The sequence below is a fragment of the Neisseria sp. HMSC068C04 genome, from assembly GCF_001810105.1.
GTDB lineage: Bacteria > Pseudomonadota > Gammaproteobacteria > Burkholderiales > Neisseriaceae > Neisseria > Neisseria flavescens_B.
The window spans coordinates 1-17,650 of record NZ_KV799917.1 but is presented as its reverse complement, the minus strand read 5'-3'; the positions used below and the strand labels follow the sequence as shown (position 1 = coordinate 17,650).

The window sequence follows — 17,650 nt, the reverse complement described above, 5'->3', positions numbered from 1 at the left end:
GGTGGTGATGCTGTTGGTTTCGATAGTGGCGACGTAAATATTAGGCCATCTGAAAGATACTTAAGATCAGTTTTCAGAGGCCTTGTTGTAAGATGAATTTTTGATATTGGCGTACTTTTTTAAATACAGATAAAATCCCTGCTAATTATTTATAACGATATTTTTAGGATACACAGTGCTTGCTTTGGATTATTGTCATCAAAAGGCTACAGAAAGCCATTCCAGTTTTTTATCCGGCTTTCGTTTTTTATCGGTAGAAAAACGAAATGCGATCACTGTTTTATATGCTTTTTGTCGCGAACTAGATGATGTGGTTGATGGCTGTACCGATCCAAATGTCGCTCAGATAACGTTGAATTGGTGGCGCAGTGATTTGGAGAAAGTCTTTAACAATGAGATGCCTGAGCATCCCGTTCATCAGGCTTTAAAAGATATTCGGGTAAATTTTAACTTGCCGAAGAATGAATTTGAAGCTTTGATTGATGGCATGCAGATGGATTTGGAGCAGGCTCGTTATGGTAGTTTTGATGAGTTAAAGCTGTATTGCCACCGTGTTGCAGGGGTAGTGGGTTGCCTTATTGCGCGGATTTTAGGTTTTTCCAATCCGAAAACTTTGGAATATGCGGACAAGATGGGCTTGGCTTTGCAGTTGACGAACATTATTCGCGATGTAGGCGAAGATGCGCGACAGGGAAGAATTTATCTACCGATAGAGGAAATGCAGAAGTTTGACGTACCTGCCAACGTCATTATGCAGTGCAAACCGACAGACAATTTTGCAAAATTGATGCAATTTCAAGTGAATAGGGCGCGAGAAACTTATCGTGAAGCGATGTTACTTCTGCCGGCTGAAGATAAGAAATCTCAAAAAGTCGGCCTGATTATGGCGGCTATTTATTATGCGTTGTTGAATGAAATTGACCGTGATGGTGCGCAAAATGTGTTGACTTATAAAATAGCGATTCCTTCTCCCCGTAAAAAACGTATTGCTTTGAAAACTTGGCTGTTTGGATTTAAACCATGAATACTAAGCGTCCAAAAATTGCTGTGATTGGTGCCGGTTGGGCAGGTTTGTCTGCGGCGGTTTCCCTGATTCATCGAGCCGATATTTCTTTGTTTGAGGCCGGGAGACAGGCTGGCGGTAGGGCGCGTGCCATAGCAGGGAAAGATGGTGGATTCAGCTTTTTGGATAATGGGCAGCATATCTTGTTGGGTGTGTATCATGGTGTTCAAACTTTGATGCAACATATTAGCGTTCAACCTGAATCAGCCTTTTTACGCCAGCCTTTGCGATGGTACATCCATGAAGGATTACAATTTCAGACGGCCTCTCTGCCTGCGCCTTGGCATTTGCTTGTCGGTATCTTGCGTGCGAAAAATCTTTCTTTTTCATTGAAAATCAAATTGCTGTCGGATATGTCGGCTTTGCAACGTTGGGCAGCTCATCATAAAACCGATTTGACGGTTGCAAAGTGGTTGAGAACACGAAATGTTCCCCGCAGTCTGCTTGGCCAATTTTGGCAACCTTTGGTTTGGGGTGCTTTAAATACGCCGTTAGAACAGGCATCGCTGCGCATTTTATGTAATGTATTGAATGATGGCGTATGGTCTGAAAAGGCGAATAGCGATTATCTTTTGCCTAAGCAGGATTTAGGGTGGATCGTAGCCGAACCAGCTTTGGAATTTCTGCTCAAACATGGTGCAAAGATACATCTTGAAACTCGTGTTTCACATTTAAGCCATCATATTGATGGCCGAATTGAAATCAATGGTGAAGTATTTGATGCGGTGATTTTGGCTGTTGCGCCATATCATGTTGACGCACTTCTGCCTAAAGATACGCCTGACTATATTCAGACGGCCTATCAATCGTTGCACTATCATGCGATTACCACGGTTTATTTGCGTTATGCCCAAGCAGTCAAACTGCCTGCACCTTTAACCGGGTTTTCTGATGGTACGGCGCAATGGGTGCTGCATCGGGGGGCGTTGGGTTTGCCGGATAATGAAGTTGCGGTTGTCATTAGCGTTTCCGATTACACCGATGCTTGGAAGGATAAAGATTTGGCCGAGAAAGTTCATGCGGACATTAAGCGGGTTTATCCGGATTTGGGCAAGCCTGAAGCCGTACGCATTATTACGGAAAAACGCGCGACTACGGCGGCAACGGTTGATTTTGTACAACCTGATTTCTCATGGTTGCACCATCGCCGTATTTATCCAGCCGGCGACTATCTCCATCCGCGCTATCCGGCAACATTGGAGGCTGCTGTTCAGTCTGGCTTTGCCGTGGCTGAAAAGCTGATGCTGGATTTGCGGTTTGAATAAACTGAGGCCGTCTGAATGTTCAGACGGCCTTTTTGACTTTACAAAACTTACCAAGCCGATACAATATCCGAAACCATAAAGTTCAAGGAAAAGTCATGACGACATTAGCGAACAAAACGATCTTGATTACCGGCGCATCCCAAGGCTTGGGCGAGCAGGTTGCCAAAGCCTATGCGGCTGCCGGAGCGACTGTCATTTTGGTGGCGCGTCATCAAAAGCGTTTGGAAAAAGTATATGATGCCATTGTGGCTGCGGGCAGCCCTGAGCCGTTTGCCATCTGCTTTGATTTAATGAGCGCGGAGGAGAAAGAGTTTAAGCAATTCGCGGAAACTATTGATGAAGCTACCGGTGGAAAATTGGATGGCGTGGTGCATTGTGCCAGCTATTTCTATGCCTTGTCGCCATTGGATTTTCAAACCGTATCGGAATGGGTCAATCAATACCGTATCAATACCGTTGCGCCTATGGGCTTGACCCGTGCGCTGTTCCCATTGTTGAAGCAATCCGAAGATGCTTCTGTGATTTTTGTCGGCGAAAGCCACGGTGAGAAACCGCAAGCCTATTGGGGCGGTTTCGGTGCCTCCAAAGCCGCGCTCAATTATTTGTGTAAAGTGGCTGCGGATGAGTGGGAACGTTTTGACAACCTGCGTGCCAATGTTTTGGTGCCGGGTGCCATCAATTCGCCGCAACGTATCAAATCTCATCCGGGCGAATCGAAAAGCGAACGCAAAAACTACGAAGATGTCCTGCCGCAATTTATTTGGTGGGCAAGTCAAGAGAGCAGGGGGCGGACAGGCGAAATCGTCTATCTGTAAATATACCTGCTCAGAGTGGTTTAAAAACATGAGGCCGTCTGAAATTTATATTTTCAGACGGCCTTTAACTTACTGAGTTTTATATCTAAATAATGGAAGTTTGATGTTTGACGTGTTCGCAGGCAAACATCAGGCTGGCACAAAATTAGATATAGTAATCTAAGTTATAGTTATATTGGATAAATATGACGGAATTTGACTTTATCAGACAATATTTGCAGCGACAAAAATCGGAAGGTCTGATTTTGGGCATAGGGGACGATGCCGCTATTATTCGCCCAAGTAACGGATTTGATTTATGTTTTAGCGCTGATATGTTGGTCAAAGGCAGACATTTTTTTGAAGATGTTTCGCCCGAAGATTTGGCATGGAAAATGCTTGCAGTAAATTTATCTGATATGGCCGCTATGGGTGCCAAGCCGCGTTGGGTGTTGCTCAGTGCTGCCTTGCCTGAATTGAATCAAGACTGGCTCAAACGTTTTTGCGATAGCTTTTTTGCTTTGGCCGCGCGTTTTGATACGGTATTGATTGGTGGCGATACCACAAAAGGCGATTTGGTCTTTAATGTAACGATAGTAGGTGAAGTTCTGACAGGGCGTGCCCTGCGGCGTGATGCGGCCGAAGTCGGCGACGATGTTTGGGTGTCGGGTCGGTTGGGTTTGGCTGCCGCTGCTTTGAACAAACATCTGGGGCATTATCAATTGCCGTCTGAAATCATGGCGGTTTGCGATGATAAATTGCTCCGTCCAGAGCCGCGCGTTTCATTGGGTCAGGCATTGTTGCCGTTTGCCCATGCCGCGCAAGATGTTTCAGACGGCCTGGCTCAAGATGTGGGGCATATTTTAAAAGCCTCTGCTGTCGGGGCGGAAATATTTGCCGATTGTGTGCCGTCGTTGCCTGAATTGAAAAACGTATTGTCGCGTGAACAATGGTTGTCGGCAGTATTGGCCGGCGGCGATGATTACGAACTGATTTTTACTGCTGCTCCAGAAGACAGGGAACGTGTTTGTCAGGCAGCGGAACAAAGTGGCGTACCGGTCGCCCGAATTGGTAAAATTACCGACTCAGGCCGTCTGAATATTTTGGATGCCGAAGGCGGCGTATTGGAACTGACTTCTTTAGGATTTGATCATTTTGGCTGAACGTAAACCTACTTTTTCTTGGCTGTTGCACAAACCATTGTGTTTTTTAGGATTCGGTTTCGGCAGCGGCTTGTCGCCGGTTGCGCCGGGTACGGCCGGAACGCTGGCAGCATTACCTCTGGCTTTTGTATTGTGCCTGTTGGGCATAGACGGCTGGATATTGCTTTTATTGTGTATCGCCTTGTTTTTTTGGGGTATCCGCATTTGCGGTTATACCGAGAAGGAACTGGGTATTCAGGATTACGGCGGTATCGTCTGGGATGAAATTGTCGCGATGCTGCTGGTGTTGTCACTGATTCCGTTTAAATGGAGCTGGTGGCTGGCTGCTTTTATTATTTTCCGCTTGTTTGATGCGTTGAAACCATGGCCGATCAAATGGTTTGACCGGCGGATTCATGGAGGTTTAGGCATTATGCTTGATGATTTGATTGCGGCTATGATGACCTTGATGGTCTTGGGCCTGTTTTATTGGATTGCGTGATGCGTTTTAAGTGTTTCGACCCTTTGCAAAAATAGGGCGGGCACACCGGAATTATCCGGATTGAAATAAAATAAATACCATACGGGGTAAACAATTATGAATGAAATCGAGATTAACGTGGAGCCGCGTTATATGGCCGGTCAGAGCGACGTCTATCGCGACCGCTATGCCTTCAATTATCTGATTACCATCTGCAACCGCAGTGATGAAATCATTACTTTGCGTCAGCGTTTTTGGGAAATCACCGACGGACACGGTGAGACAGAGCAGGTCGGTCATGTCGGCTTGATTGAAGAGCAACCTGTTTTGTACCCGGGCGAAGCCTATGAGTACAACAGTGGTTCGCAAATCAGCACGCCTTGGGGCAGTATCGAAGGCGCGTATGAATTTGAAGACAGTATCGGCAAACGTTTCGTTATCGGGGTGCCGAAGCTTGAATTCAAAGCAGGCTTTACGTTGCAATAGGCCGTCTGAAAAATAAAAAACCGGAACATTTTGCATGTTCCGGTTTTTTATTTTTCAGACGGCCTCATCAGTCTTTGCAAGGCTGTACCAATACCCACGGCGCCACGACAACCGCCCACATTTCCTGCTTATCCGCTAAAAATGTGCGCGCCATATCATCGCTGATGGCACCGAATTTGCCTTGTTCCATCCATTGTTTCAATGGCGCGGCTTCATCTTCGGCAACATGGCGGGCAACGGCAATCAAATCCAAATCAGGCGCAACATAGACGGCGGCACCGCGTGCGAAGTGGGGTTGCAGCTCTTCCCATGAGATGCGGGCGGTTTCGGTATTGAGTTTTTCGTTTAAGAGTGGAATAGACATAGGACAATCATCAAATAAAAAACGGATTGTAACCGATATTCGGCCTTTTGCCCGATGCCGTCTGAAAACGAAAGAAATTTACAGGGTTAACGTTATACAGTATCATTTTAATGTTTTAATTTTCTTTCAGACGGCCTGTTGTCCGTATTCGGGCAAGGGCGGTTTTAGGCTTATGAATTCTATATTGTTGACCGGATTGCTGCAAAGGCTGCTGATTGCGCTTGTCGCATTGGCGGCGTTGTGGGCTGTATATTTTTGGGCGGTATCGCCATGAGTATCGTGGTGGAGAATCTGACGGTCAGCTATCAGCGCAGGCCGGTGGTGCATCATGTCGATATGGTGTTTGAAGATGGCAAGATGTGGACGATTTTCGGGCCGAACGGCGCGGGTAAATCGACCCTGCTCAAAGCCATTATGGGCTTGCAGAAGACGGACACGGGCAGTGTGCGCTATGAAAATATGGCGCGCAAGGATATTGCCTATCTGCCGCAACAGTCGGATATTGACCGCAGCCAGCCGATGACGGTGTTTGAACTGGCGGCGATGGGGCTGTGGTATGAAATCGGCTTTTTCGGACGCGTGAACGCGGCGCAGAAAAAGCGCGTGATGGCGGCTTTGGAACGCGTGGAAATGCAGGATTTTGCCACGCGCCAAATCGCGCACTTGTCCAATGGCCAGTTCCAACGTGTATTATTCGCGCGGATGCTGGTGCAGGATGCCAAATTTTTGTTGCTGGACGAACCGTTTAATGCGGTGGATGCGCGGACGACTTATGCGCTGTTGGAAGTTTTGCGCCAATGCCATCAGGACGGTCAGGCTGTGATTGCCGTGTTGCATGATTACGAGCAGGTGAGGGCATATTTTGCCAACACGCTGCTTTTGGCGCGTGAAAAAGTGACTGCCGGTGCGACGGAAAATGTGTTGACCGATGAGTTTTTGGCACAGGCAAACCGAATGATGCAGAAACAGGAAGCGGCCGATTGGTGCGCGGTTTAATGGACAAGGCCGTCTGAAAGTTAGTATTTTTCAGACGGCCTAAGGCTTTCAGAGATTAATAAAAAAGCGATAAAACATGGATTTATATGATTTGGTCGTCGCACCGTTCGCCGAATTTGACTTTATGCGCTATGCCCTGGCGTCGATTTTCTGCCTGGCATTGAGCGCGGCGCCTGTCGGTGTGTTTTTGGTGATGCGCCGCATGAGTTTGGTGGGCGACGCCTTGAGCCATGCAGTTTTGCCCGGTGCAGCCATTGGCTATATGTTTGCCGGTTTGAGTTTGCCTGCAATGAGTGTCGGCGGTTTTGCGGCCGGTTTGCTGATGGCTTTGTTAGCAGGTTTGGTCAGCCGGTTTACTTCATTGAAAGAAGACGCGAACTTTGCCGCATTTTATTTGAGCAGCCTTGCCATCGGCGTGGTTTTGGTCAGCAAAAACGGCAGCAGCGTCGATTTGCTGCATTTGCTGTTTGGTTCGGTGTTGGCGGTGGATATTCCGGCTTTGCAGCTGATTGCCGTTTCTGCGAGTGTTACTATTTTGCTGATGGCGGTCATGTTCCGCCCACTGGTGTTGGAGAGCATAGATCCTTTGTTCCTCAAGGCTGTCGGCGGTAAGGGCGGCTTTTGGCATGTGTTGTTTTTGGTGCTGGTCGTGATGAATCTGGTTGCCGGTTTTCAGGCATTGGGTACGCTGATGTCGGTCGGCTTGATGATGTTGCCGGCGATTACTGCCAGACTGTGGGCGAAAAGCATGGGTTGGCTGATGATTTTGTCTGTCGCATTGGCTTTGCTTTGCGGCTTGGCAGGACTGTTGTTTTCCTACCATATCGAAATCCCGTCCGGCCCTGCGATTATTTTATGCTGCGGCACGCTTTACCTGATTTCCGTCGTGTTCGGTTGGGAAGGCGGCATTTTGGCAAAATGGCTGCGCCGCAAGAAACACCGCACGGCATGATTTTTCAGACGGCCGCTTGAATAATCAGGCGGTCTGTTTTATGATGATGTTAATGTTACGTTATATCACTGGAGAGAATATGAAACATTGGAAACTCGGCATCGTTGCCGCATTATTGACCGGTGCAGCTTATGCCGCTCCGCTGCCTGTTGTCACCAGCTTCAGCATTTTGGGCGATGTGGCCAAACAGATTGGCGGCGACCGCGTGGCCGTTCAAAGCTTGGTGGGCCCTAACCAAGACAGCCATGCCTACCACATGACCAGCGGCGACATCAAAAAAATCCGCAGCGCAAAATTGGTATTGCTCAACGGCTTGGGCTTGGAAGCCGCCGATGTACAGCGTGCAGTCAAACAGAGTAAAGTTCCTTTTGCCGAAGCGACCAAAGGCATTCAGGCTTTGAAAGCAGAAGAGGGCGGCCATCATCATGACCACGATCACGAAGGCCATCATCACGATCACGGTGAGTTTGACCCGCACGTTTGGACCGACCCCGTCCTGATGGGTACTTATGCGCAAAACGTTGCCAATGCGCTGATTCAAGCCGACCCTGAAGGCAAAACCTACTATCAGCAACGTTTGGGCAACTATCAAATGCAGCTGAAAAAACTGCACAGTGATGCGCAGGCTGCCTTTAATGCCGTACCTGCCGCCAAGCGAAAAGTCTTGACCGGACACGACGCGTTCTCTTACATGGGCAAACGCTACAATATTGAATTTATCGCCCCTCAAGGCGTGAGCAGCGAAGCCGAGCCGTCTGCCAAACAAGTGGCTTCCATCATCCGCCAAATCAAACGCGAGGGCATTAAAGCCGTCTTTACTGAAAACATCAAAGATACGCGCATGATTGACCGCATCGCCAAAGAAACCGGCGTCAATGTCAGCGGACGTTTGTATTCCGATGCATTGGGTGGCGCACCGGCCAACAGCTACATCGGCATGTACCGCTACAATGTCAAAGTTTTGACTGATGCCATGAAAAAATAAAGCGGCTTAAGGATAAAGGCCGTCTGAAACTTGGAAAACAAGGTTTCAGACGGCCTTTCATATGCGTATTTTTAAAATAAACCGTCAAATTTAAAATATAAAAATAAAATTTATGCTATTAAAAGTTTAATTATAAAAAATTCATGCTAATTTGCCTGGTAAGTACGCACCATCCGTGCGAATTGCTTATCAGCAGTCTGCCAGCCACTCACGGCTTGACTTCACCCTGTTACAATTCGGCATCTTCACGTTTCTTAATATTACATCATGAGCAACCATTCATCTTGGTCATCCAAAATCGGCTTTGTGCTTGCTGCGGCAGGCTCGGCCATCGGTTTGGGTGCAATTTGGAAATTTCCTTATACGGCCGGTACAAACGGTGGCGCCGTATTCTTTCTTTTGTTTTTGATTTTTACGATTTTGGTGGCTTTGCCGGTTCAATTAGCCGAGTTTTACATCGGCCGCACGGGCGGTAAAAATGCCATCGACTCCTTCAAAGTATTGCGCCCCGGTTCGCAGTGGCCGTGGGTTGGCCGCATGGGTGTGGCCGCGTGTTTTATTTTGCTGTCGTTTTACAGCGTGGTCGGCGGCTGGGTATTGAACTACGTCGTGCACAGCTTTACCGGCGAAATTCACGTTGGCGCAGACTTTAAGGCCCTGTTTGAAAATACGATTTCTTCACCGTTTGGCTCGCTGTTTTACCAAGGCTTGTTTATGCTGATTACCATTTGGGTGGTTAAAGGCGGCGTTTCAGACGGCATTGAAAAGGCAAACCGCGTCTTGATGCCGGGTTTATTTATCCTCTTTATTGCATTGGCTATCCGTTCGCTGACCTTGCCCGGCGCAATGGACGGCGTGGCATTTTTGTTGAAACCGGATTGGTCGTATTTGAAACCGGGTACGATGCTGACTGCTTTGGGGCAGGCGTTTTTTGCCTTGAGTATCGGCGTGTCCGCGATGATTACCTATGCTTCGTATTTGGGTAAGGATCAGGATATGTTCCGCTCCGGCCACATGATTATGTGGATGAACCTGTTTGTGTCGCTGCTGGCCGGTTTGGTGATTTTCCCTGCGGTATTTGCCTTCGGTTTTGAACCCGGTCAAGGCCCTGGTTTGATTTTTATTGTGTTGCCTGCGGTCTTCATGAAAATGCCGATGGGTACATATTTGTTTGCCGTGTTCATGCTGTTGGTTGTTTTTGCCACGCTGACTTCCGCGTTTTCCATGCTGGAAACCGTTATCGCGGCAACCATCCGCCAAGACGAGAAAAAACGCAGCAGCCATGCTTGGGTAACCGGCATTGCGATTTTCATAGTCGGTATTCCTTCGGCGCTGTCTTTTGGCGTATGGAGCGAGTTTAAAATTTTCGGCAAAACCATTTTTGACTTGTGGGATTTTATTATTTCTGCCGTCATCATGCCGATTGGCGCATTGAGCGTTGCCGTGTTTACGTCTTGGGTTCAGGACAAACAGTCTGTCCTGCGTGATGCGGGCATGGGCAGTACCATTCCGAAACAGCTGCTTTACCTGTGGTTGGGTGCGCTTCGCTATCTTGCGCCGATTGCGATTATTGTCGTGTTCATCAACTCTTTGGGTTTGATTTAATCCGATAGTGAACAAACAGCCCGGCGTTGCATTGCTTCGCTGGACTGTTTGTTTAAAAATATCATTAAAAAGTATCAAGGCCGTCTGAAAATTTTTCAGACGGCCTTTTTATATACACGCGAGGCTGATTAGAACTTCGCTTGCAGTCTCAGCCATGCAGTACGACCGGGTTCGTTCACACGCATGGTTTGAGTACCGGCAGACGGGTCGCCACCACGGCTGACGAATTCAGCATAGGTTTTGTTGAACACGTTGTCCACGCCGCCTTGCAATGTGGCGTATTTGCTGAATTTCCAACCGGCATTGAGCGAGAGTACGCCAAAGCCCGAAGAAGCACCGATGTCTTGACCGACGATATTGCCTTGGCCTTTGCTGTAACGGTTTTGTTTGGCCACGACGCGCCATAATGCGCCCGCGCTGAATTTGCCGTTGTCAAAGGCGAGGGTGTTGTTCCACTCGAGCGGTGGCGTTTGTGCCAAAGGTTTGCCGTCGGTACGGTTTTTGCCGTGGGTGTAGGCGAGGCTGGTGCCGATTTCCCAGTTAGGCGCAAATGTCCATTTGACTTCGGCTTCGCCGCCAAAGCGTGAAGCGTTGATGTTGCGCACGCCGAAATTCATGCCTTGGCGTTCCATCATGATGAAGTCTTTGATGTCGCTGCCGAATACGGATACAGACGCGTGGAGATTAGGACGTTTCCAAATTACACCTGCATCGATTTGGCGGTTTTGCTCTGCGCGGATGGCTTTGTTTTCAGAGCGCAGGCGTTCCCAATAGTCAGGTGCGCGTTCGGCAATACCGAAGCCGGCATAGTATTTCAGGCCGTTGTCCGTATTTCTTTCCCAACGCAGGAAGCCTGAGTTCAAATTGAATTTTTGATGTTTCAAAACGGGGTCGGTCACGCGCGCGGTATCGTAATGCGCTTTGACTTGGTCATGGCGTAAACCTGCTACCCAGCGTTGATTGTCGGTTTGCTGCCAAGAGGCTTCGGTGAAAATACCCCATTGTTTGAAACTTTGGTTGGGCATGTAAGGCTTGTGGCTGTAGCCGTCGCCGCCACGCTCCATGCGTGCGACGTGGACGTCGTCCAGATAGTCCAAACCGGTTTGCAGGTTGAGCTTGTCCCAGTCAAAAGTGGCTTTCAGACGGCCTGTATCGGTATTGCGTTTAGGGTTGTTGGCATTTTTAATCTGCTTGCCGGCAGGATTGTAGATGGTACGCAGGCTGTATGTATCCATCACGTGGTCGATTTCGCTTTTGCCGTAGCGCAGTTCGAGTTCGCTGAACCAAGGGGTAAGGTTGCGCTGGGTAAAGCGGACGTTCCATGCATCGCGGTCGAATTTACTGCCGTCCATCATGCGGTCGGCGTAGGCAACCTTGGCTCTGCTGCGCTCGTATGTGCCGGCAATGGTGGTGTTTTCTGTCGGGGTAACACCCAGTTGCAACATTTGGCTGTCGCGTTTGAAGTTGGAGTGAATGCGGTTGCCGTCGCCGTCTTTGTAGTCGTCGGCTTCGTTATGGGAGATATTGGTGCGGACATAGCCGTATTTGCCGCCGAACTCGGCTTCCAGCGAGCCATCAAGGCGGTCGTTGCTGCCTGCTGTCAGAGTGGCGTTAATGTTATAAGGTTTCTCAGTGAAATCAGGATCTTTACGGATAAATTGCACCGAGCCGCTGACCAAGCCCATGCCTTGGGTGACGGTTTGTGGGCCTTTGGTGACCACGACTTGATCAAATGAGTTTGGGTGAATATAGGCAGTCGGTGGGTCCATACGCATACCGCAACCGCCATAAATAAACTGGTCGTCGGCATTAACGGAGAGGCGCGAGCCGCCCAAACCACGGAATAATGGATCGCCCGAGCTGCCGCCTTTGCGGATGATGCTCATATTAGGCACGGATTGCAAAAGGTCTGCCCCGTCACCGGCAGGGAGGGGTTGCAAAGCAGCTTTGGGGTTGAAAGTAACGCGGTTGGCTTTTTGTTGTTGTGTGCCGGTGACGGTGACAGGGGAAAGGGTAACTGTTTCTTCAGGTACAGGGTCAGTGTCTGCCCATGCTTGGGATACGGCTAGGACGATAGGCAAGATAAGTAATGGTGGGTATTTCATGTAGTTTCTCTCTATTATTAAGTGTCATATTGAGTAATGCTTAAGTAGTATATATAAAGTTTAGTAAAATTAAAACATACTGTTTTTAACTTATATCAATATTTATCATTTTATTTGCATGTTTTGCTGGTTCGTGATTTGGTTATACCAGTGATGGTAAAATTTGATTCTTCTTAAGCAGTTCATAAAAAATACCAATATGGTTTTAAACTTGATTATTGGGAATTTCATTAATTTAATTATTTAAATGAAAGCAAGAAGATATTTGGTATAGAAAGCATCATTTGCTTATGATTTTCTATTGATATTGCGATTTGATAACATTTCTTGACGAAAAAATAGGGGATTGATTAGAATGAGCAGTTAATTGGTCAATCCAATTTATGGCCGTCTGAATAAAACTGTCCTTCAATCATCAGGAATACAACATGACGAAATTGGTTCGTCCGCAAAAAATCAGCGATCAGGTTTTAGCCGTTTTGGAAGAACGTATCGCTACCGGCATTTATGAAGAAGGCAGTAAATTGCCTCCCGAACGTACGCTTGCGGAAGAGTTCGGCGTATCGCGTCCGTCGGTCAGGGTGGCATTGAATATCTTGATTGCCAAGCAGGTTTTGGAAGCGCGGCAGGGCGATGGCTATTATGTTTCCGTCAAGCCGCAGCAGGATTTTTTACAAAGCTGGCAGGAGTTGCTCGGCAAACATACCAATTGGGAAACAGACGTATTCGATTTCAGCTGTCACGTTGAAGGCTGTATGGCGGCTTTGGCTGCCGAAAGACGGACTGATGCTGATTTGAAACGCATTGACTTCTGGCGGCAGAAGTTTGAAACGGCCTGTGAAAGCGGAAATTTGGAGCATCAGGCCGAAGCAGACGTCAGCTTTCATCAAACCATTGCCGATGCCGCACACAATATCCTATTCAGTCATCTTTCCAGTAGCCTGCTCAAAATGCTTTATCAGCAAACACGCAGCGGCATTATCTATATCCATCAAACCGAAGACCCGCGCCCGACATTGATTGCCCAGCACCGCGCTATTTTTGAAGCCGTTGCGCAGGCCAAACCGGCGGAGGCTGCTGAAGCGGCCAAGCTACATTTGAATTATGTCGCCCGCCGCATTTTGCAGGACAGGGAATATCAAAGCCGCAGCGAGCATGCGGATGTATTGGCACAAAATGATTTGAAACGGGTAGATTGGTAGCGTTTAAAAATAATCAGGCCGTCTGAATTTTTCAGACGGCCTGATTTTGCAAACAAAGCCTTTTAGTGCCACAATCTTCATCAATTCTGTCTGAAAACAAAGGAAGCACCATGTACCGTCATGTCGAGTATTATCCGGGCGACCCGATTTTGAGTTTGGTTGAAACCTTCAAACGCGACGAGCGTCCTGAAAAAGTCAATTTGAGCATAGGCATTTATTTTGATGACGAAGGCAAAATGCCGGTTTTGGAATCTGTCCGCCGGGCAGAAGCAGAGCGTGCGGCCGTACCGCGACCATCGCCTTATCTGCCGATGGAAGGTTTGGACACTTATCGAAGCGCGGTTCAGCGTTTGTTGTTTGGCAAGGATAATCCGGCATTGGCAGAAGGGCGTGTTGCGACTGTACAGACTTTAGGCGGCTCGGGGGCGTTGAAAGTTGGTGCCGACTTTTTGCACCGTTGGTTCCCCGATGTAAAAGCCTATGTCAGCGATCCGACTTGGGACAATCATAAAGGCATTTTTGAAGGCGCAGGTTTTGAAGTGGGGACGTATCCTTATTACAACCCTGAAACCGTCGGCGTGAAATTTGAAGAAATGACTGCGTTTTTCAAAACATTGCCGGAAAACAGCGTATTGATTTTGCATCCATGTTGCCAAAACCCGACCGGCGTAGATATGTTACAAGCGCAATGGGATGAGGTGTTGGACATCATCAAAACGCACAAGCTGATTCCGTTTATGGATATTGCCTATCAAGGTTTCGGCGAGGATTTGGACAGCGATGCCTATGCAATCCGTAAAGCCGTCGAAATGGGTCTGCCTTTGTTTGTCAGCAACTCTTTCTCGAAAAACCTGTCGCTGTACGGAGAGCGCGTCGGCGGTTTGAGTGTAGTGTGTCCCAATAAGGAAGAAGCAGAGCTGGTGTTCGGACAGTTGAAATTTACCGTCCGCCGTATTTATTCCAGCCCTGCCGCGCATGGTGCATATATTGCGTCTGATGTGATGAACAGCGATGATTTGCGCGCTTTGTGGGAGAACGAGGTTTACGCCATGCGCGACCGCATCCGTGCCATGCGTCAGAAGCTTTATGATGTTTTGACGGCCAAAATCCCCAATCGCGATTTCAGCTATTTCATCAAACAACGCGGTATGTTCAGCTATACAGGCCTGACCGTAGAGCAGGTGCACCGCCTGCGCGACGAGTTTGCCGTTTATCTGCTGGATTCGGGCAGGATGTGTGTGGCCGGTTTGAATGCATCGAATATCGATTATGTGGCCGAGGCATTTGCCAAAGTGTTGCAATAGCCGTTCAATCTGAAATTGAATGTAGTTTTATTTGAAGTAAATCAAAAGGCCGTCTGAAAAATTTTCATCTTTCAGACGGCCTCTTTATAATTGGCGCACCCAACAGGGATCGAACCTGTGACCTCCAGCTTCGGAAACTGACACTCTTCCAACTGAGCTATGGGTGCGGAAGCCGTAAGGTTAACGCATATTGGCTTTATTGGCAAAGTTTATCTTGAAAGTGTCTGAAAGTGGCATTGGCGGCCACTTTTTTGCATGGCTGGAATAATCAATTAACTACAAAGGCTTATAGATTTCAGACGGCCTTTTTGAGGATTTTTGCGTATCTTTTTCTCAAGATGGATTGGAAAGCCTTTGCGAATTCAGTATAATCCAGCAAAATATTGTTAATTGCGTTTAACACATAAACTATAACTTACAGCACAACCTAACCTAACGGCGAGGCCTACCAAATGAAACAACTCCGCGACCACAAAGCCCAAGGCTCTGCATTGTTCACCCTTGTGAGCGGTATCGTTATTGTTATTGCAGTAATTTTCTTCCTGATCAAATTGGCGGGAAGCGGTTCATTCGGCGATGTTAACGAAACAACCGAAGCTGCGACTCAAACCCGTATCCAGCCAGTCGGCCAACTCAAACTGGGCGACGGCATCCCTGTCGGCGAACGTCAAGGCGACCAGATTTTCAACAAAATCTGTATCCAATGTCACGCGGCGGACAGCATTGTTCCTAATGCGCCTAAATTTGAAAACAAAGGCGATTGGGCTCCTCGTATCGCCCAAGGCTTTGATACTTTGTTCCAACACGCTTTGAACGGTTTCAACGCAATGCCTGCCAAAGGTGGTGCGGCTGATTTGACCGACCAAGAATTGAAACGCGTAATTACTTATATGGCCAACAAAGCCGGCGGTACTTTCCCTGATCCTGATGCTGCGGCTCCTGCCGATGCCGCTGCTTCCGGCGAGGTTGCTTCAGCTCCTGCTGCTGAGGGTGCGGCTACTGCCGATGTTCCTAAAGCAGATGCTGCCAAAGCTGAAGACAAAGGCGCAGCTGCCGGCGGTGCAGACGGTAAAAAAGTTTACGAAGCCAGTTGCCAAGCATGTCACGGCGGTGCGGTTCCCGGTGTTCCTCATGTAGGTAAAAAAGAAGACTGGGCTCCTCGTATCAAACAAGGTAAAGACACCCTGCACAAACACGCACTCGAAGGCTTTAACGCAATGCCTGCCAAAGGCGGTAACGGCAGCCTGAGCGACGATGAAGTGAAAGCTGCAGTTGATTACATGGCTAATCAATCTGGTGCTAAATTCTAAGATTTGACTTTGAATCTCGAATAGAAAGCGCATTCCGTATAGGATGCGCTTTTTTCGTGCAGGAAGGCCTGATCTTGCTATAATACGGAAGTAGTAGATTGTGGTTTGTCTGAAAGATTCAGACGGCCTTCAAACACAATATTTTTTAAAGAAGTTCAACCATATTCACATACGACAAAACAATCACGGAGTTATCTCATGGCAAAAAAATATTTTGGTACTGACGGTGTGCGCGGCGAAGTCGGTCAATTCCCTATCAATCCTGATTTTGTCTTGAAATTGGGTTATGCGGCAGGTCAGGTTTTGGTACAGCACGAAGGTGAAATTAAACCGACTGTTTTAATCGGTAAAGACACGCGTATTTCAGGCTATATGCTGGAAGCCGCGCTGATTGCCGGCTTTACTGCCGCCGGTGTCAATGTTATTCAAACCGGCCCTCTGCCAACCCCAGGTGTAGCGTATTTGACCCGTGCTTTACGTTTGTCTGCCGGTGTGATGATTTCTGCTTCCCATAACGTTTATTCCGACAACGGCATTAAATTCTTTGCCGAAGGCGGTGTGAAGTTGAGCGATGAAATCGAGTTAGAAATTGAAGCCAAAATCGATGAAGAAATGAAAACCCAGCCGTCCAGCCGTTTGGGCCGTGCGCGCCGGATTAATGGTGCGGATGACCGCTATATCGAGTTTTGTAAATCCACTTTCCCAAGCCATTTGGACTTGCGCGGTCTGAAATTGGTGGTCGATACCGCTAATGGTGCGGGCTATGCAGTTGCACCTAAAGTATTCCATGAGTTGGGCGCGCAAGTAGTCAGCATCGGTGATGAGCCAAACGGTTACAACATCAATGAGAAATGTGGTGCGACCCATCCGAAAGCTTTGCAAGCGGCTGTGTTGCAAAATGAAGCCGATTACGGCATTGCCTTGGATGGCGATGGCGACCGTTTGATGATGGTTGACCGCAATGGCAAAGTGTATGACGGCGACAGCCTGATTTATGTGATTGCCAAAGCACGCGCGCACGAAGGCGTGGAAATCGGTGGCGTGGTGGGTACAGTGATGACCAATATGGCGATGGAAATTGCTTTGAAAGAGCAGGGCGTTGATTTCTGCCGCGCCAAAGTGGGCGACCGCTATGTGTTGGAACAGCTCCACCAACGCGGTTGGCTGATTGGCGGCGAAGCCAGCGGCCATATTTTGTGCATGGACAAACACAATACCGGCGACGGCATCATTTCCGCTCTGCAAGTCTTGGCTGCATTGCAAACCTTGAATCAAGACCTTGCCACCGTTTGCGCCGATTGGCAGCCGTATCCGCAAACCATGATTAACGTCCGCATCAAAAAAGGGCAAAACTGGCAGGATGCTTCCAAAGAGGCTTTGGCTGAAGTGGAAAAAGAACTCGAAGGCAAAGGCCGCGTGGTCTTGCGCGCATCCGGTACAGAGCCTGTCGTGCGCGTGATGGTGGAAGCCAAGCAGGCAGACTGGGCGAAAAAAGGCGCAGAAAAAATTGCCGCTGCCATTCAAGGTCAAAAGTAACAGCGTGTTTGATGTTGAATTGAACTAAATAAAAGGCCGAGACCTTTGCAAAATTCCCCA

The 17,650-nt window shown here is 48.2% G+C and carries 16 protein-coding genes and 1 tRNA gene; 14 read left to right on the top strand and 3 right to left on the bottom strand.

The genetic code is table 11. The features are described 5' to 3' along the window. Positions 1-175 precede the first annotated feature (175 nt). The 6 genes from hpnD to apaG all read left to right on the top strand — a co-directional run bounded on the left by hpnD (position 176) and on the right by apaG (position 5,231). Complete coding sequence (gene hpnD / locus HMPREF2700_RS02275) at positions 176-1,024, top strand: presqualene diphosphate synthase HpnD (protein WP_070589693.1); 849 nt, start codon at positions 176-178, stop codon at positions 1,022-1,024. Further along, positions 1,021-2,328: a hydroxysqualene dehydroxylase HpnE gene (hpnE, locus tag HMPREF2700_RS02270; RefSeq protein ID WP_070589691.1), complete on the top strand. Its 1,308-nt coding sequence runs from the start codon at positions 1,021-1,023 to the stop codon at positions 2,326-2,328. The genes hpnD and hpnE overlap by 4 nt, the downstream gene beginning before the upstream one ends. 95 nt (positions 2,329-2,423) lie before the next feature. Then, entirely contained in the window at positions 2,424-3,143 is a 720-nt protein-coding gene (locus HMPREF2700_RS02265) for an SDR family oxidoreductase (protein ID WP_003682583.1), read from the top strand. Positions 3,144-3,328: 185 nt separating this feature from the next. Continuing rightward, on the top strand, positions 3,329-4,285 hold the full coding sequence (thiL, locus tag HMPREF2700_RS02260; protein WP_070589690.1) for a thiamine-phosphate kinase: 957 nt from the start codon (positions 3,329-3,331) through the stop codon (positions 4,283-4,285). Next, positions 4,278-4,766: a phosphatidylglycerophosphatase A family protein gene (locus tag HMPREF2700_RS02255; protein WP_070589695.1), complete on the top strand. Its 489-nt coding sequence runs from the start codon at positions 4,278-4,280 to the stop codon at positions 4,764-4,766. Before thiL ends, HMPREF2700_RS02255 begins: the two co-directional genes overlap by 8 nt. A gap of 96 nt (positions 4,767-4,862) precedes the next feature. Then, on the top strand, positions 4,863-5,231 hold the full coding sequence (apaG, locus tag HMPREF2700_RS02250) for a Co2+/Mg2+ efflux protein ApaG (protein ID WP_070589688.1): 369 nt from the start codon (positions 4,863-4,865) through the stop codon (positions 5,229-5,231). A gap of 67 nt (positions 5,232-5,298) precedes the next feature. On the opposite strand, the gene HMPREF2700_RS02245 is transcribed toward apaG, so the two are convergent. Next, on the bottom strand, positions 5,299-5,595 hold the full coding sequence (locus tag HMPREF2700_RS02245) for a DUF2288 domain-containing protein (protein WP_004520632.1): 297 nt from the start codon (positions 5,593-5,595) through the stop codon (positions 5,299-5,301). Positions 5,596-5,865: 270 nt separating this feature from the next. Between HMPREF2700_RS02245 and HMPREF2700_RS02240 the strand changes: the two genes are divergently transcribed. The 4 genes from HMPREF2700_RS02240 to HMPREF2700_RS02225 all read left to right on the top strand — a co-directional run bounded on the left by HMPREF2700_RS02240 (position 5,866) and on the right by HMPREF2700_RS02225 (position 10,133). After that, positions 5,866-6,591: a metal ABC transporter ATP-binding protein gene (locus HMPREF2700_RS02240; protein ID WP_070607635.1), complete on the top strand. Its 726-nt coding sequence runs from the start codon at positions 5,866-5,868 to the stop codon at positions 6,589-6,591. Between the two features lie 76 nt (positions 6,592-6,667). After that, on the top strand, positions 6,668-7,543 hold the full coding sequence (locus HMPREF2700_RS02235) for a metal ABC transporter permease (RefSeq protein WP_003685375.1): 876 nt from the start codon (positions 6,668-6,670) through the stop codon (positions 7,541-7,543). A 79-nt stretch (positions 7,544-7,622) separates the two neighbouring features. Beyond that, positions 7,623-8,528 (top strand): metal ABC transporter solute-binding protein, Zn/Mn family, encoded by a 906-nt coding sequence (locus tag HMPREF2700_RS02230; protein ID WP_107867435.1) that lies wholly within the window; start codon positions 7,623-7,625, stop codon positions 8,526-8,528. A gap of 267 nt (positions 8,529-8,795) precedes the next feature. Further along, positions 8,796-10,133, top strand: coding sequence for a sodium-dependent transporter (locus tag HMPREF2700_RS02225; RefSeq protein WP_070589686.1), 1,338 nt, complete (start codon positions 8,796-8,798; stop codon positions 10,131-10,133). 128 nt (positions 10,134-10,261) lie between these two features. On the opposite strand, the gene HMPREF2700_RS02220 is transcribed toward HMPREF2700_RS02225, so the two are convergent. Next, positions 10,262-12,238, bottom strand: a complete 1,977-nt coding sequence (locus tag HMPREF2700_RS02220) for a TonB-dependent copper receptor (protein ID WP_070589684.1) — start codon at positions 12,236-12,238, stop codon at positions 10,262-10,264. A gap of 428 nt (positions 12,239-12,666) precedes the next feature. Between HMPREF2700_RS02220 and HMPREF2700_RS02215 the strand changes: the two genes are divergently transcribed. Next, positions 12,667-13,440, top strand: a complete 774-nt coding sequence (locus HMPREF2700_RS02215; protein ID WP_070589682.1) for a FadR/GntR family transcriptional regulator — start codon at positions 12,667-12,669, stop codon at positions 13,438-13,440. A 110-nt stretch (positions 13,441-13,550) separates the two neighbouring features. Further along, positions 13,551-14,744 carry an amino acid aminotransferase gene (locus HMPREF2700_RS02210; RefSeq protein ID WP_070589681.1) on the top strand — a complete coding sequence of 398 codons (1,194 nt, stop codon included), beginning with the start codon at positions 13,551-13,553 and terminating at the stop codon, positions 14,742-14,744. Positions 14,745-14,835: 91 nt separating this feature from the next. On the opposite strand, the gene HMPREF2700_RS02205 is transcribed toward HMPREF2700_RS02210, so the two are convergent. Further along, a tRNA-Arg gene (locus HMPREF2700_RS02205) sits at positions 14,836-14,911 on the bottom strand. A gap of 285 nt (positions 14,912-15,196) precedes the next feature. On the opposite strand from HMPREF2700_RS02205, the gene HMPREF2700_RS02200 reads away from it, so the two are divergent. Together HMPREF2700_RS02200 and glmM are read left to right on the top strand one after the other, a co-directional pair. Beyond that, positions 15,197-16,054, top strand: coding sequence for a c-type cytochrome (locus HMPREF2700_RS02200; RefSeq protein WP_070589679.1), 858 nt, complete (start codon positions 15,197-15,199; stop codon positions 16,052-16,054). A gap of 198 nt (positions 16,055-16,252) precedes the next feature. Next, entirely contained in the window at positions 16,253-17,590 is a 1,338-nt protein-coding gene (gene glmM, locus HMPREF2700_RS02195; protein ID WP_070589678.1) for a phosphoglucosamine mutase, read from the top strand. Positions 17,591-17,650: the final 60 nt, after the last annotated feature.

Coding starts and splice junctions, on each gene's coding strand:
- hpnE (WP_070589691.1), top strand. CDS start 1,021: ATGAATACTAAGCGTCCAAAAATTGCTGTGATTGGTGCCGGTTGGGCA.
- HMPREF2700_RS02265 (WP_003682583.1), top strand. CDS start 2,424: ATGACGACATTAGCGAACAAAACGATCTTGATTACCGGCGCATCCCAA.
- thiL (WP_070589690.1), top strand. CDS start 3,329: ATGACGGAATTTGACTTTATCAGACAATATTTGCAGCGACAAAAATCG.
- apaG (WP_070589688.1), top strand. CDS start 4,863: ATGAATGAAATCGAGATTAACGTGGAGCCGCGTTATATGGCCGGTCAG.
- HMPREF2700_RS02245 (WP_004520632.1), bottom strand. CDS start 5,595: ATGTCTATTCCACTCTTAAACGAAAAACTCAATACCGAAACCGCCCGC.
- HMPREF2700_RS02240 (WP_070607635.1), top strand. CDS start 5,866: ATGAGTATCGTGGTGGAGAATCTGACGGTCAGCTATCAGCGCAGGCCG.
- HMPREF2700_RS02235 (WP_003685375.1), top strand. CDS start 6,668: ATGGATTTATATGATTTGGTCGTCGCACCGTTCGCCGAATTTGACTTT.
- HMPREF2700_RS02230 (WP_107867435.1), top strand. CDS start 7,623: ATGAAACATTGGAAACTCGGCATCGTTGCCGCATTATTGACCGGTGCA.
- HMPREF2700_RS02225 (WP_070589686.1), top strand. CDS start 8,796: ATGAGCAACCATTCATCTTGGTCATCCAAAATCGGCTTTGTGCTTGCT.
- HMPREF2700_RS02220 (WP_070589684.1), bottom strand. CDS start 12,238: ATGAAATACCCACCATTACTTATCTTGCCTATCGTCCTAGCCGTATCC.
- HMPREF2700_RS02215 (WP_070589682.1), top strand. CDS start 12,667: ATGACGAAATTGGTTCGTCCGCAAAAAATCAGCGATCAGGTTTTAGCC.
- HMPREF2700_RS02210 (WP_070589681.1), top strand. CDS start 13,551: ATGTACCGTCATGTCGAGTATTATCCGGGCGACCCGATTTTGAGTTTG.
- HMPREF2700_RS02200 (WP_070589679.1), top strand. CDS start 15,197: ATGAAACAACTCCGCGACCACAAAGCCCAAGGCTCTGCATTGTTCACC.
- glmM (WP_070589678.1), top strand. CDS start 16,253: ATGGCAAAAAAATATTTTGGTACTGACGGTGTGCGCGGCGAAGTCGGT.